This is a genomic window from Neobacillus niacini (assembly GCF_019749295.1).
GTDB classification, from domain to species: domain Bacteria; phylum Bacillota; class Bacilli; order Bacillales; family Cytobacillaceae; genus Neobacillus; species Neobacillus niacini_D.
Genome location: NZ_JACWFG010000006.1, coordinates 227783 through 241897, shown reverse-complemented (window position 1 = coordinate 241897; position 14115 = coordinate 227783). Strand labels below are relative to the sequence as shown.

The 14115-nt window shown below is 40.1% G+C and carries 16 protein-coding genes; 1 reads left to right on the top strand and 15 read right to left on the bottom strand.

From position 1 onward, the window contains the following. The first annotated feature begins 74 nt into the window (after positions 1–74). Entirely contained in the window at positions 75–680 is a 606-nt protein-coding gene (gene clpP, locus H0184_RS11015; protein ID WP_221824392.1) for an ATP-dependent Clp endopeptidase proteolytic subunit ClpP, read from the top strand. Positions 681–809: 129 nt separating this feature from the next. Here the strand turns inward: clpP and H0184_RS11010 are convergent, their stop codons facing one another. From H0184_RS11010 to H0184_RS10940, 15 genes are all read right to left on the bottom strand, one after another. Then, positions 810–1067 carry an HPr family phosphocarrier protein gene (locus tag H0184_RS11010; protein ID WP_221824390.1) on the bottom strand — a complete coding sequence of 86 codons (258 nt, stop codon included), beginning with the start codon at positions 1065–1067 and terminating at the stop codon, positions 810–812. A gap of 26 nt (positions 1068–1093) precedes the next feature. After that, positions 1094–2044, bottom strand: coding sequence for a DNA-binding protein WhiA (gene whiA, locus H0184_RS11005; protein WP_221824389.1), 951 nt, complete (start codon positions 2042–2044; stop codon positions 1094–1096). Between the two features lie 44 nt (positions 2045–2088). After that, on the bottom strand, positions 2089–3072 hold the full coding sequence (locus H0184_RS11000) for a gluconeogenesis factor YvcK family protein (protein WP_221824387.1): 984 nt from the start codon (positions 3070–3072) through the stop codon (positions 2089–2091). Continuing rightward, positions 3069–3962, bottom strand: a complete 894-nt coding sequence (gene rapZ / locus H0184_RS10995; RefSeq protein WP_221824385.1) for an RNase adapter RapZ — start codon at positions 3960–3962, stop codon at positions 3069–3071. The genes H0184_RS11000 and rapZ overlap by 4 nt, the downstream gene beginning before the upstream one ends. Before the next feature lie 18 nt (positions 3963–3980). Next, the gene (locus H0184_RS10990) at positions 3981–4439 is read right to left on the bottom strand and encodes an NUDIX hydrolase (protein ID WP_221824382.1); all 459 of its coding nucleotides are present in this window, start codon (positions 4437–4439) and stop codon (positions 3981–3983) included. 274 nt (positions 4440–4713) lie between these two features. Continuing rightward, a complete protein-coding gene (trxB, locus tag H0184_RS10985; protein ID WP_221824380.1) occupies positions 4714–5664 on the bottom strand; it encodes a thioredoxin-disulfide reductase in 951 nt (316 codons plus the stop codon). A 222-nt stretch (positions 5665–5886) separates the two neighbouring features. Then, complete coding sequence (locus H0184_RS10980) at positions 5887–7380, bottom strand: tetratricopeptide repeat protein (RefSeq protein WP_221824378.1); 1494 nt, start codon at positions 7378–7380, stop codon at positions 5887–5889. A gap of 177 nt (positions 7381–7557) precedes the next feature. Beyond that, positions 7558–8175, bottom strand: a complete 618-nt coding sequence (hisIE, locus tag H0184_RS10975; protein WP_221824377.1) for a bifunctional phosphoribosyl-AMP cyclohydrolase/phosphoribosyl-ATP diphosphatase HisIE — start codon at positions 8173–8175, stop codon at positions 7558–7560. Then, positions 8172–8933 (bottom strand): imidazole glycerol phosphate synthase subunit HisF, encoded by a 762-nt coding sequence (gene hisF, locus H0184_RS10970; protein ID WP_221824375.1) that lies wholly within the window; start codon positions 8931–8933, stop codon positions 8172–8174. Before hisF ends, hisIE begins: the two co-directional genes overlap by 4 nt. After that, positions 8930–9652, bottom strand: coding sequence for a 1-(5-phosphoribosyl)-5-[(5-phosphoribosylamino)methylideneamino]imidazole-4-carboxamide isomerase (gene hisA / locus H0184_RS10965; RefSeq protein WP_221824373.1), 723 nt, complete (start codon positions 9650–9652; stop codon positions 8930–8932). Before hisA ends, hisF begins: the two co-directional genes overlap by 4 nt. Continuing rightward, positions 9649–10275: an imidazole glycerol phosphate synthase subunit HisH gene (gene hisH, locus H0184_RS10960; RefSeq protein ID WP_221824371.1), complete on the bottom strand. Its 627-nt coding sequence runs from the start codon at positions 10273–10275 to the stop codon at positions 9649–9651. Before hisH ends, hisA begins: the two co-directional genes overlap by 4 nt. Beyond that, positions 10276–10863 carry an imidazoleglycerol-phosphate dehydratase HisB gene (gene hisB, locus H0184_RS10955; RefSeq protein ID WP_221824369.1) on the bottom strand — a complete coding sequence of 196 codons (588 nt, stop codon included), beginning with the start codon at positions 10861–10863 and terminating at the stop codon, positions 10276–10278. A 22-nt stretch (positions 10864–10885) separates the two neighbouring features. Further along, positions 10886–12157, bottom strand: coding sequence for a histidinol dehydrogenase (gene hisD / locus H0184_RS10950; RefSeq protein ID WP_221824367.1), 1272 nt, complete (start codon positions 12155–12157; stop codon positions 10886–10888). Between the two features lies 1 nt (position 12158). After that, positions 12159–12797: an ATP phosphoribosyltransferase gene (gene hisG / locus H0184_RS10945; RefSeq protein ID WP_221824365.1), complete on the bottom strand. Its 639-nt coding sequence runs from the start codon at positions 12795–12797 to the stop codon at positions 12159–12161. Between the two features lies 1 nt (position 12798). Next, the gene (locus H0184_RS10940) at positions 12799–13962 is read right to left on the bottom strand and encodes an ATP phosphoribosyltransferase regulatory subunit (protein WP_221824364.1); all 1164 of its coding nucleotides are present in this window, start codon (positions 13960–13962) and stop codon (positions 12799–12801) included. Positions 13963–14115 lie beyond the last annotated feature (153 nt).

Genomic DNA, 14115 nt, shown 5'->3' with positions numbered 1-14115 from the left:
TTGACCTTAATTGACCATCAGTGTATCATTAACTATACATATTAATACTTTCATACTTAAAAGGAGGAAGAAAAATGAATTTGATTCCTACAGTTATTGAACAAACAAACCGTGGTGAGAGAGCATATGACATCTACTCTCGTTTATTAAAAGACCGGATTATTATGCTTGGCAGTGGTATTGATGATCATGTTGCTAATAGTATTGTTGCACAATTACTATTCCTTGAAGCAGAAAACCCTGAAAAGGATATATCTATTTATATCAACAGCCCAGGCGGCAGTATTACAGCTGGTATGGCTATCTATGATACTATGCAGTTCATTAAGCCAGACGTTCAAACCATTTGTATTGGTATGGCTGCATCTATGGGAGCTTTCTTACTTGCAGCTGGTACAAAAGGAAAGCGTTATGCATTACCAAATGCTGAAGTAATGATTCATCAGCCATTAGGCGGTGCACAAGGGCAGGCAACTGAAATTGAAATCGCAGCTAAGCGTATTCTATTCCTTCGTGAGAAATTGAATGGAATCCTAGCAGAGCGTACTGGCCAGCCACTAGAAGTAATCCAAAAGGACACAGACCGTGATAACTTCATGACAGCTGAAAGAGCAAAAGAATACGGCCTAGTCGACCACATCATCACAAGAAGCCTTGCAGAAGAAAAGAAAGATAAATAATAAGTAGAGCAGCCGATTTCATTTCGGCTGTTTTTTTATAAAAAAAGCTGTGTTAAGAGTAAATATTTACTTTTGAAAGCCTACGAAAAAAAGAGTTTGGCCAATTTTTCGGCTAAACTCTTTTTCTTTTTATTGTTCATTTTGAACAAAATTAGACAAAGCTACTACTGCACTTTCTTCGTCATCACCTTCAGCAATAATATTAACAGCCACCCCAGAACCAACCGCTAGGCTCATAAGACCCATAATACTTTTTGCATTTACCTTTTTACCATCTTTCTCTAAAAAAATATCGGATGAAAATCTATTTGCTTCCTGGACAAATAATGCTGCAGGTCTTGCCTGTAAACCCGTTTTCAACTTTACTTCAACTTGTTTTTCTACCATAATAATTTCCTCCTCATGTTTTTCCTCTATTTTCTTGGAACTGCTTCACCTATACGTAACTTTTCGGCGATTTCATCTATCTTTCTTAAACGATGATTAATTCCCGATTTACTAATCGTCCCTCCAGCAACCATCTCTCCTAATTCCTTCAGGGTCACATCCGTGTAATGGAGACGGAGTTCAGCAATTTCCCTTAGTTTTTCAGGTAGTATATGCAGCCCAACTGTATCGTTTATATAGCGTATATTTTCAACCTGACGAATAGAAGCTCCAATGGTCTTATTTAAGTTAGCTGTTTCACAATTAACCAGTCGATTAACCGAATTTCGCATATCCCGTACAATCCGCACATCTTCAAATCGAAGAAGGGCATTTACTGCACCAACGATATTTAAATACTCGGTAATCTTCTCTGCTTCCTTTAAGTAAGTAATATAGCCTTTTTTTCGCTCAAGCGTTTTGCTATTGAGACCAAATTTATTCATTAACTCGCATAAGGAATCGTTATGTTCCTTATATAGCGAAGCAATTTCCAAATGATATGATGATGTTTCCGGATTATTTACAGAACCTCCCGCAAGAAAAGCACCCCGTAAATAAGAACGTTTACAACATTTCTTTTTAATAAGATCACTGGCTATATCATGGATGAAGGTAAATCCTTCACCAAGGATTTTCATATCCTCGAGTATTTCTTTTGCCCGTTGTGACAAACGGACGATGTAAACATTGTTCTTTTTTAATCTCATTTTCTTTCGAACAAGCAGTTCAACCGGTACATCATAGCTCTTTTTAATTAGAGTATAAATTCTTCTTGCAATCGCTGCATTTTCAGTTTGAATATCTACTATCAACTTCCGATTAGAAAAAGACATAGAACCATTCATTCGTATGAGAGCCGAGAGTTCAGCACGAACACAGCATGGCTTTATTTCCAAATTCGTTAATTCTTTTTTCGTTTCCGAAGCGAAAGACATCCCTTCACCCCCTTTTACCTGGTTTTTTAAGCCGGGTATTATTATTACGCTTGATATCTCTTTTTGGTTTCATCTACGAGTAAATTATATAGTATTTTAGCAACCTTTTTTGGATCATGTCTTAATGCACCATTTTCCTGGACCGCAATGTCTGCATGAACGACTTCTAATCCAAGCTCAAAAATTCGATCCAAATCATAATTGACAGGATCTGCAAGCTCCTCATTATAACGGAGTTGGATATCTTCTGGAATTTCTTTGTCGTTAACTAAAATGGTATCCATGAAAGCGCAGGCCATATGATCATATATGGCTTTGACATGATCACTGGCTGTGAATCCATGTGTTTCACCTGCTTGTGTCATCAAATTACAAATATACACCTTTTTAGCATGAGCCTTGCAAACTTCTTCGCCTAATCTTGGTACAAGTAAATTAGGCAAGATACTCGTATATAAACTGCCTGGTCCAATAATAATTAGATCCGCTTGTCTAATAGCTTGTAAAGTTTCCGGCAGAGGGCGGATAAACTTTGGTGTTAAAAATACTCTTTTAATTCTTTTACCGGAATAGGGAATTTTTGATTCACCTGAAACAATGGATCCGTCCTCCATTTCTGCATGAAGAACAACGCTCTGGTTGGCTGCAGGCAATACCTTTCCACGGACATTTAATACTTTACTCATTTCTTGAATAGCGTGGACAAAGTTCCCGGTAATGGATGTCATTGCAGCCAAAATTAAATTACCAAGTGAATGACCCGATAATTCATTTGAGGTTTTAAATCGATGCTGAAACATTTCTTCAACCAATGGTTCAACATCCGATAAAGCAGCTAACACATTTCGGATATCTCCTGGCGGCGGAATTTGCAGGTCATCTCGTATTCTTCCTGAACTGCCGCCATCATCCGCAACCGTCACAATGGCAGTAATATCCACTGGATATTGTTTTAATCCTCGCAGTAAAACCGGCAATCCTGTTCCGCCGCCAATGATGACGATTCTTGGCTGTCCTAACTCGCTCATGTCGTCTGATCCTTTCTCCTCTCAATGTCACGATGTGAAACTAGTGTCTTATAGTCATTTCCAAAATATTTAGCTAGATATTCTGCCAGTGTAACGGAGCGATGCTGCCCGCCGGTACAGCCTATAGCAATCACAAGCTGCGCTTTTCCTTCCCGCTTATAATGAGGAAGCATAAAGCTTAGTAAATCGGTTACCTTCTCAATGAATTTATGCGTTTCATTCCATTTTAACACGTAGCTGGAAACCTCTTCATCGAGTCCTGTCTTAGGTCTCATGTGATCAATATAATGAGGATTTGGCAGGAAACGTACATCAAATACAAGATCGGCGTCAATTGGAATTCCATGCTTAAATCCAAAAGACATGACATTGACGGTAAAAATTGATTGATTATTCGTAGTAAATTCCGTAATAATCTTCTCACGTAATTCACGGGGTTTCATTTGTGAAGTGTTATAGATAAGCTGGGCTCTACCCTTCAATTCATCTAGAAGCTCTCTCTCTAATTTAATTCCCTCTAATGGCAAACCAGATTGAGCCAGTGGATGAAATCTTCTTGTTTCCTTATATCTTCTAACTAAAGTAGAGTCATCAGCATCTAAGAATAAGATTTGCGGACTCACCCATGAGGTTTCTGCTAGTTCATCTAGTGCTTTAAATAAATGATCAAAGAACTCTCTTCCTCTTAGATCCATCACCAATGCTACTTTATTCATTTTATTCCCAGATTCCTTCATTAGTTCAAGGAATTTTGGAAGCAGTGTCGGAGGCAGATTGTCCACGCAGAAAAAACCTAAGTCCTCTAAACTTTGGATAGCAACCGTTTTTCCGGCTCCTGACATTCCCGTAATGATGACCATTTGAGTTTCATTTGTTGTTCCGGTACTCATTTTCTATTCCCCCTAAAGTTAACTTGGATCTAATCGATAACTGATAAGTTGAAAATCTCTGGTATAAGTAAAAGTACCGTAAATAATCCCATTTCCATGAACCATGTAATCGATTATATGATAATCACCTGCCGCCATTGGCAGATTTTTTAGTTGATCTAGCTGCTGCCATTCAAGCTTACCTTCATCTGACTCATCAAAACTCATTCCATCTGAATCATTTGCAACAAAGGTAAACATCATCCATTCGGATAACACTTGATCATTTTCTTTCATAATAAACGTAAAAATACCCTTCAATTGTGGGTTTTTTAAGTATATTCCTGTTTCTTCCCGGTATTCACGGATGCAGGAGTCTCTTACAGATTCACCCGGCTCCATTTTACCTCCTGGTGCAACCCACCAGCCGCGGCGCGGTTTTTTCAACATCAATACTTGATTATCTCTTATTAATACACAATTGGTGACTCGCTGCACAACAAACACCTTCTCTATATATCAAGCTAAGTAATTTTGCAAAATAGCATATATTTATTCCTCTTATTATACTCCTTTTGGTAAGCGGTCACAATGAAATCAGATTTCTTAATTATGTTAAAAATATGTAAAAAAATAGCACAGGCTTGAAAAGCCTGTGCACCAAGTGAATATTTTAAAGGGGGTCAATTCTTAATTACATTGTACCTTATTAATATTTCACCATTGTTACAACAGAATTAAAACAGGATTACGAATATGAAGAATCTGTAAATTACTGTTTAATTTTTAATTCTTCTTTAAGTTCTTCAACATAGTGCTGTGCCGTTTGTGCAGCAATACTGCCGTCACCAGTTGCGGTAACAATTTGTCTTAAGGTTTTCTCGCGAATATCTCCAGCCGCAAAAATCCCCGGTACTTTGGTTTCCATTCGTTCATTCGTTTCGATATAACCATTTTCATTCGTGATGCCAAGGTTAGAAAAAGGTTTAGAGAGCGGGATCATTCCGATATAAATAAAGACACCATCTGCAGGAAGCTCTTGTTCCTCACCATTTTGAGTTGAAACAAGCGTTACACTGCCTACTTTTCCTTCCTTATCATTGATCGACTTAATGGTATGATTCCAGATGAAATCAACTTTTTCATTGGCGAATGCACGATCTTGAAGAATCTTTTGAGCACGAAGTTCATCACGACGATGGACAATCGTTACTTTAGAAGCAAAACGTGTTAAGTAAACTCCTTCTTCAACCGCGGAATCTCCACCGCCAATAACATATAACTCTTTGCCTTTGAAAAACGCACCATCACAAACCGCGCAATAAGAAACTCCACGTCCGCTAAGTTCTTTCTCGCCAGGTACCCCAACCTTTTTATATTCAGCACCAGCCGAGATAATGACTGAATAAGCCTTATATTGCTTTGAACCAGCAACAACTGTTTTGGTGTCACCATTGTCGATAATTTCTTTAATATCACCATAAGCATATTCTGCACCAAACTTTTTCGCATGCTCAAACATTTTCGTTGATAAATCTGGACCCAGGATACTTTCAAAGCCCGGATAGTTTTCAACGTCTTCTGTATTGGCCATTTGCCCCCCAGGCATACCACGTTCAATCATAAGTGTAGAAAGATTAGCACGAGATGTATAAACAGCAGCTGTCATTCCAGCAGGACCAGCACCAGCAATAATCACATCATAAATTTTTTCCTCAGACATGAATGTTTCACTCCTTATTTAAAAGCGGAAGCGCCTTGCTCAGGGGCGACAGGCATAAGACGAGCCGGCATGAAGGTTGCTCTTTAACCTTCTTGACGGATTGGCTTATGACCCGAGCCCCTAGGCGCTGCAGCTAGATATAAATATATAAAAAAATACGATTAAGTATAGTATTCCCTACTTAATCGTATTAAACAATCGTTCCGAAGTCCATTTATCTGCTTAATTCAGGTGTTTGGTCACTAACTTTACATATTTCCCAATGGTTGCTGGTGAGATATCGTAGCGTTTGGCAATTTCATGCTGTGATACCTTTTCATTGCCCGACTTATACCAGACATATTCCATCGCTCCAGCCCAAGCACGTTTATTAGTAAGATTAATCTGCGACTGGTACATTTCAACAAAAACCGAAAACCACATTAAATATAATCCTGATTCGACCGTCCCAATTGGCTGATGTTTTTCATAAAGAAGCTGTGCAATGTCCTGTGCATCTTTAATTGGTGAAGGAGTTCCTGACTTCACAACAGAAACATAGTTTTTTTCCAGCGATGTAAGCTTCTCATTTTGACAAAAACGTTTAGACGAGAAGATTTCTTCTGTTTTATCTGATACAGAGGCCAAGAATATCGCAAATAAACGTTCTTCGATGTAATCACTATCTAATTTTTGAAAAATAGAACCAGAGTGATCCTCAAAGCCATTTGCAACGGGTTTTTCAACATTCCAAGGCTCAAATCCTTCTTTATCCGGGTTACGTTCAAGAGCTATTTTCCAAATACTGCGTGCGAAGTTTTCGTGGTTTGTATAATAGGCAGAGTAGGAAAGCCAATAATAGAAAGGACCATCACCTTCAAAACCGTTTTTATAAAGCTTTTTCAGCCAAAAATAGGCAGATTCGTATTCACCTATTAATGCAAAGGTTGCCCCTAATTTAAATTGATGATCAATGAGCATCGGCTGAATTTTCTTTAGAGAATCCAGTAAGCGTCCTACCGCTTTCGTTTTACCTTGGTAATAAGCAAAGACTAGGCGATTACACAATGCATGTAGATTCCCTGGATTTCTTTCTAATACATCATCAAGAATCGATTCTGCTTTTTGGGCTTTACCTAAGTAAAAATAGGCAAGTGCTAAATTGTTATAGGCAGACCAATATTCTGGGTATGCTTCTACAACATCCTTTAGCAATTCAATCGCTTTAGGAAAATAGCCTGACTCTAATAAATCACGAGCCTGTTCCTGCTTAATGATTAAGTCATCCTGTTCGTATATTTCATCCTCCAAGCCATCGGTTTCTAACGAAAGAAGCTCTAGAAGGTCTTCAGTATCTTCACTAAAATCACCATTTGGATCCAATTCCAAATACAAATTAGCATGATGATATGCATCTTTAAAAAACCCCATATGGGCATAATTATTTGCTAAAAAATAATGACATTCAGCCATTTCTTCATCAAGATCTTCAAGGATTAAATGCAGAAGTCGATTAGAGTTCTCGAACTCACTAAGTTCAGCTGAAACTATAGCAAGCTGACAGGTTATCATAGGTTCACCCGGCTCCAGCTGCATCGCACGTTGAAGATATTTTTTTGCTTTCTTATAATCACGGCGATGGTATGCTTTAATACCCTTCGTGAAATAATATTCCCCATTAGGAACAAATGAAAGAATCTTTCCCTTTTGAATTCTTGCTTTCGAGTCTTTAATCATGGAGACCTCCATCTTTACATCTATACAATAAACTAACTTATGTAGTATACCACACCCTCACCATGAACGAGAAGGGATTCAATAGTTTGGCGCATATTGGAAGAATATCCAAATATACAAAAACACGCTGCATAACAGCGTGTTTTTGTATATTTGGTGACAGGCACCGTTACAGTATCATCGTTTATGTCGTTCTTCTAATGTTTTCAATACTTCTTTAAATGGCAGTCCCTGCTCGACTAGTAATACTTGCAGGTGGTAGAGGAGGTCTGCGGCTTCCCATTTTAGTTCTTCTGTGTCGCGGTTTTTGGCGGCGATGATGACTTCGGATGCTTCTTCTCCGACTTTTTTCAAGATTTTATCTACGCCTTTTTCGAATAGGTAAGTGGTATACGCCCCTTCTGGACGTTCTTTTTCACGTTCGATAATTAACTGCTCTAATGACTGGAGAATTTGATAATCTGCCAGATTAATGGTTTCTCTCTCCGTCACTACACCCTCTGAGAAGCAGCTAACAGCTCCTGTATGACATGCCGGCCCTTTTGGTTGCACTAGCACAAGGACAGCGTCTTGATCACAGTCATATTTCACACTTACGACCGATTGAGTATTCCCGCTTGTAGCTCCTTTATTCCATAACTCCTGACGCGAACGGCTGTAAAACCATGTTTCTCCTGTTTCTAATGTTTTTGTCAGTGATTCCTGATTCATAAACGCTAACGTTAATACTTCCTTCGTATCAGCATCCTGAACGATTGCAGGTACAAGACCTTTTTCATCAAATCGAATATTCATCGGACACTCACTCCCTTCTCTAGCAAATAGCTTTTCACTTCGTGAACTGACGTCTCTTTATAATGAAAGATGGAAGCAGCAAGAGCTGCATCTGCTTTGCCATCTACAAATGCCTCTTCAAAATGACTAGCGTTTCCAGCACCTCCGGAAGCAATCACTGGAATGGTCACAGCCTCACTTACCGCCTTTGTCAACTGAAGATCAAATCCATTTTTCTCTCCATCACTATCCATACTTGTCAGCAAGATTTCACCTGCTCCAAGCTGGGCTGCTTCTTTTGCCCATTCAATTACTTTCCGCTCAGTTGGTGTCCGGCCTCCATGAGTATAAACACGCCAGGTTCCCATCTCTTCATCATACTTCGCATCTATAGCAACGACAATGCATTGTGTTCCAAAGTAACCTGCACCCACAGAAATTAGCGCAGGATTCACTACAGCCGCGGTATTTAATGACACCTTATCAGCACCCGCACGCAAGATTCGTTTCATATCCTCTAAGGAATTAATCCCGCCTCCTACTGTAAATGGAATAGCGAGTTCTGAAGCAACAGCCTTTACCACCTCGACCATCGTTTTTCTTCCTTCAACCGATGCTGAGATATCGAGGAAGACAAGCTCATCTGCTCCTTGTTCATCATAAAACCTTGCAAGTTCTACAGGGTCCCCTGCATCTCGAAGCTGAACAAACTGAATCCCTTTAACCACTCTTCCCTCTTTTACATCAAGACAGGGGATGATTCGTTTCGTAAGTGTCATTTTTTCACCTCATTCAGTGCTTCCTTCAATGTAAAGCGGTTCTCATACAGAGCTTTTCCTACAATTGCTCCCCGAACCCCTTCTGCGTTTAGAGCACTTAAATCAGCTAAACTGCTCACTCCGCCTGAGGCAATAACATTTTTTCCTGTCGCCCGTGCCATTTCACAAACTGCCGCAATATTAGGTCCTGACAAAGTACCGTCCGTAGCAATATCAGTAAAAATAAAGTTCGCGGCACCAGCGTCCGCAAAGCGTTTGCTCAGTTCTACTGCCTTAACTTCTGAAGTAGTCAGCCAGCCATGGGTAGCCACGAAGCCATTTTTCGCATCAATCCCCACAACAATCTGCTCTCCATATTTCTGGATCATCTCTATCGCAAACTGTGGATTAGAAACAGCAATACTTCCAATAATTACGCGAGTAACACCATTTTCCAAATAATGAAGGATATCTTCTTCAGATCGAATCCCGCCGCCAATTTGGACTTTTACCTTTAACTCTTTAGCTGCTTCGATTACAAAGCGATCATTAACCCGCTTTCCATCCTTTGCACCATCAAGATCAACCATATGTATCCATTCTGCGCCATCTGCTGCAAAACGGCGAGCCATATCAAAAGGGGAATCACCATAAATCGTTTCTTTATCGTAATCACCCTGAAGAAGGCGTACGCAATTGCCGCCGCGCATATCAATCGCTGGATAAATTGTGAGTGTCATCGTACCGCCTTCCTTTCCTCAACTAAATTCAAAAAGTTTTTCAGTAATGACATCCCTAGCTTACTGCTTTTTTCAGGATGAAATTGCATACCAAATATGTTATCCTTACCAACCACTGCAGACACTTCTTCATGGTAATCAGCCTTTGCCAGCAGCACCTCAGAATTTTCTGCACTTACATAATAAGAGTGAACGAAATAAACATAATCTTCTTCTAAGCCTTTTAGCAATGGAGATGAATTTACAAATTCAAGTTTATTCCAGCCCATATGCGGAACCTTATAGGTTTCACCAGCAGCATTTGTTCCAGGAAAGCGTCGAACTTTGCCTGGCAATAACCCAAGCCCCTTTGTCAAGCCGTTCTCATCACTATCCTCAAACAATAGCTGCATGCCTAGGCATATTCCAAGTAAAGGTTTCCCAGTGGCAGCAAACTCCTTAATCGTATCTGCCTGCAGCACTTCCATTGCATCTCGAAATGACCCAACACCAGGAAGCAATAAGGCATCAGCACTTAAGAGCTCTTCTCTGTCTCCTGATATAAAATAGTCCGCATTTAACCGTTCAAGTGCCTTACTGACACTAAAGAGATTACCCATTCCATAATCAACAATTCCTATCATTTATAACATCCCTTTCGTTGACGGAACTCCTTTGATGCGAGGATCAATCGTTGTTGCTTCGTCAAGAGCCCGGCCAAGCGCTTTGAAAACAGCTTCAATCATGTGATGTGTATTTTGTCCGTAATGAACGATTACATGAAGATTCATGCGAGCTTCAAGTGCAAGCTTCCATAAAAATTCATGAACGAGCTCAGTATCAAAAGTCCCTACCTTAGCGCTTGGGAACTCTGCCCTCATTTCAAGGTGCGGACGATTACTAAGGTCGACAACTACCTGCGCTAATGCTTCATCCATCGGTACAAAAGCATTTCCATAGCGCTTAATTCCTCTTTTATCGCCTAGAGCTTCACGCAATGCCTGTCCAATACATATCCCAATATCCTCTGTTGTATGATGATCGTCTACCTCTATATCACCTTTTGCGTCAACAGAAAGATTAAATTGTCCGTGTTTCGTGAATAAATCGAGCATATGACTTAGGAAAGGAACCCCTGTCTCAAGTTCTGATTTTCCTTCACCATCAACGTTTAATGATAAGCTAATTTGGGTTTCATTTGTTTTTCTTTCTATGCTTGCGTATCTTTCCATGGAAGGGCCCCCTCGAAACTAATTATTTATTTTTAAGCCTTAACTCTACTGCACGCGCATGTGCTTCAAGACCTTCCATGCGGGCAAATTTTGCGATTTTTTCACCATTGTCCTTCAAAGCCTTTTCACTATATATGATTACACTTGATTTCTTTTGAAAATCATCAACATTAAGCGGACTAGAGAATCGTGCAGTCCCATTGGTTGGCAGTACATGATTAGGTCCGGCAAAATAGTCACCCACCGGCTCAGAACTGTAGCGGCCAATAAAAACAGCACCTGCATGACGAATTTTCCCCAGCAGTTCGATACCATTTTCAGTTAAAATTTCAAGATGTTCAGGAGCTAACTGATTAACCGTTTCAACCGCTTCATCTATAGATGAAGTTACATAAATTACACCAAAATCAGCAATAGACTTCGCAGCAATGTCTTTACGCGGTAATAATGCCAGTTGTTTTTCTACTTCAATCGCCACCTCTTCCGCTAATCTCATAGAAGGAGTAACGAGGACACTGCATGCTCGCGGGTCGTGCTCAGCTTGAGATAACAAATCTGCAGCCACCTCATCGGCATGTGCAGTATCATCTGCAATAATTGCGATTTCACTTGGTCCCGCAATCATATCAATATCGACATCACCGAAAACTTCCCTCTTTGCTAATGCTACAAATATATTGCCCGGTCCTGTAATTTTATCAACGGGTTCAATCGACTCTGTTCCATATGCCAATGCACCAATTGCCTGTGCTCCGCCGACTTTATAGATTTCTTCCACGCCTGCTTCCTTCGCTGCTACAAGTACTGCCGCTGGAAGTTTTCCTGCGCTGTTAGGTGGTGAAACCATTACAATTCGTTTCACGCCTGCTACTTTTGCAGGGATAACATTCATAAGTACTGAAGAGGGATAAGCCGCTGTTCCACCTGGGACATAAACACCCACTGAGTCGAGCGGAGTGATTTTTTGTCCCAGCATACTGCCATTTTCTTCTGTTGTCATCCACGATGGACGTAATTGTTTTTCGTGGAAAATTCTGATATTTTCAGCAGCCTCTCGCACAATGGAAATAAATTCAGCGTCTACCTGTGAATAAGCTGCATTTATTTCATCTTCGGTAACCAAAAAGGAATCTAACACTACTGAGTCAAATTTTTCTGTATATGCTCGTAATGCCTCGTCACCATTAGACCGAATATCCGAAATGATTTTTTTCACCACAGCTAACTGCTCAGTTGTTCCAGATTCAATGGAACGTTTGATAGAAACAAGATCATTCACTTTAACGATTTTCATTTTATTTTACCTCCAAGGAGACAACACCGCTTAACCTAGTAACTAATTCGTTAATCACTTCGTCTTTAATCCGGTAACTTACAGGGTTAACGATCAGCCTTGATGTGACATCTTTAATTCTTTCAAATTCCACGAGTCCATTTTCAACAAGGGTTCTGCCTGTTGAAACGATATCAACAATTCGATCTGCTAATCCTATTAAAGGGGCAAGCTCAATTGAACCATTTAATTTGATAATTTCCACCTGTTCACCTTGTTCGCGAAAATAGGCCGCGGCAACATTCGGGTATTTTGTTGCAACTTTAGGAGCAACATCATTCATTTCTGTTCCCGGCAGACCGGCAACAGCCAGATAGCATGCGCTGATTTGTAAATCAAGAAGTTCGTATACATCACGTTCTTCTTCAAGTAATACATCCTTCCCTGCGATCCCGACATCCGCAACGCCGTGCTCAACATATGTTGCCACATCCATTGGTTTTGCGAGGATAAAGCGCATGTTTTCGGCTTCGACATCAAGAATTAATTTCCTGGAATCATCAAACTCTGGCGGCAGTGTATAACCTGCTTTACGGAGCAATTCTAAGGCTTCTTCAAAAATCCTCCCTTTTGGCATCGCAATCGTTAAATTTCCATTCATATTAAGCTCCCCCTATTAAAAAGGTGGTATTGGCAAACTTCTTTGTGAAAGCATCAAGATTTTTCACACCATTAATGTCCTGCAGAACGGCTTTTTTTCCTTCTGCCTTCATGGTTTCAGCCAATTGAAAGGCCTCTTTTCGTCTTTCCTGACTGAAAAAAATACATTCCACTGTATTACTAACTTCTTGCGATCCCATAGCCTCGAGGAGTTTATCGAGTCTAACTGCAAAACCTGTTGCACTCGCTTTTTTTCCAAATTTCTCAATTAGGCCGTACCTTCCGCCATTTCCAATTGGGAAACCGACATTTCCTGCATAGGCCTCAAATAAAATTCCTGAGTAGTAGCTCATATGGCTGACAATGGTAAAATCAAATTTCACATAGTCTTTTAGACCATAGTCTGTAATCACTTCCCACAATTCCTTCAGCTGGATGAGGGACTCTTTTCCATAGCCATCCTCAACAATATCTAGCGCTTTTCCAATTACCTCGTCTCCGCCTCTGAGTTCTAGCAGCTGCAGCAGTCTCTGTTTATCAATGGAGGATAGAGAATAGGAGTTTACTTGCTCACGATAACCAACAAAATTCTTTTCATATAAAAAGCGTCTAAGTGCATTGGCACGTCCGTTTGTTCCTAAAATTTGCTTGAATAATTCCTGTGCAAATCCTATATGTCCTACGGATACTTGAAATTGATTCAATCCTGCCTTTTTTAAAGAAGAAACTAGCAAAGCGATGACCTCGCCATCACTTGAAACGGTATCATCATTAATATACTCCACACCAATTTGCTCAAACTCTGCCGGTCTGCCGCCTTCGCGCTGCTGTGCACGATACACATTTCCAGCGTAAGCCAAACGAAGCGGAAGATCATTTTCTAACAGACGCGCTGCTGCCACTCGTGCAATAGGCGCCGTCATATCCGGTCGAAGCACAAGGGTATGCCCATCTTTATCGAGTAATTTGAATAGCTCTGCGTCAAGTATCGCAGAAGCTGTTCCCACGGTTTCATAGTATTCTAAAGTAGGTGTGTCAATAAATTGATATCCCCACTGTTTGATTGTCTCGTCCATTAGGGAACGGACTCGGTGCTTTTTTTCATATAGCTCCGGAAGTGTATCTCTCATGCCTAAAGGCTTTTCAAACATAAATAAACGGCTCATCCAAATCATCCTTTATTTTCAGAATCCTTTAGTTCGCTAATATGCTAATAAATTAAAGTTTACCTTTTTGGGAAAATTTCGTCAACCGAAAAATATGAATCCACACACAAAACTAGTATTATGTAAAAAAAAGCCAGGTTAATCAACCCAGCC

Coding starts and splice junctions, on each gene's coding strand:
- clpP (WP_221824392.1), top strand. CDS start 75: ATGAATTTGATTCCTACAGTTATTGAACAAACAAACCGTGGTGAGAGA.
- H0184_RS11010 (WP_221824390.1), bottom strand. CDS start 1,067: ATGGTAGAAAAACAAGTTGAAGTAAAGTTGAAAACGGGTTTACAGGCA.
- whiA (WP_221824389.1), bottom strand. CDS start 2,044: ATGTCTTTCGCTTCGGAAACGAAAAAAGAATTAACGAATTTGGAAATA.
- H0184_RS11000 (WP_221824387.1), bottom strand. CDS start 3,072: ATGAGCGAGTTAGGACAGCCAAGAATCGTCATCATTGGCGGCGGAACA.
- rapZ (WP_221824385.1), bottom strand. CDS start 3,962: ATGAGTACCGGAACAACAAATGAAACTCAAATGGTCATCATTACGGGA.
- trxB (WP_221824380.1), bottom strand. CDS start 5,664: ATGTCTGAGGAAAAAATTTATGATGTGATTATTGCTGGTGCTGGTCCT.
- H0184_RS10980 (WP_221824378.1), bottom strand. CDS start 7,380: ATGATTAAAGACTCGAAAGCAAGAATTCAAAAGGGAAAGATTCTTTCA.
- hisIE (WP_221824377.1), bottom strand. CDS start 8,175: ATGAATATTCGATTTGATGAAAAAGGTCTTGTACCTGCAATCGTTCAG.
- hisF (WP_221824375.1), bottom strand. CDS start 8,933: ATGACACTTACGAAACGAATCATCCCCTGTCTTGATGTAAAAGAGGGA.
- hisA (WP_221824373.1), bottom strand. CDS start 9,652: ATGACACTCACAATTTATCCAGCGATTGATATGCGCGGCGGCAATTGC.
- hisH (WP_221824371.1), bottom strand. CDS start 10,275: ATGATAGGAATTGTTGATTATGGAATGGGTAATCTCTTTAGTGTCAGT.
- hisB (WP_221824369.1), bottom strand. CDS start 10,863: ATGGAAAGATACGCAAGCATAGAAAGAAAAACAAATGAAACCCAAATT.
- hisD (WP_221824367.1), bottom strand. CDS start 12,157: ATGAAAATCGTTAAAGTGAATGATCTTGTTTCTATCAAACGTTCCATT.
- hisG (WP_221824365.1), bottom strand. CDS start 12,797: ATGAATGGAAATTTAACGATTGCGATGCCAAAAGGGAGGATTTTTGAA.
- H0184_RS10940 (WP_221824364.1), bottom strand. CDS start 13,962: ATGAGCCGTTTATTTATGTTTGAAAAGCCTTTAGGCATGAGAGATACA.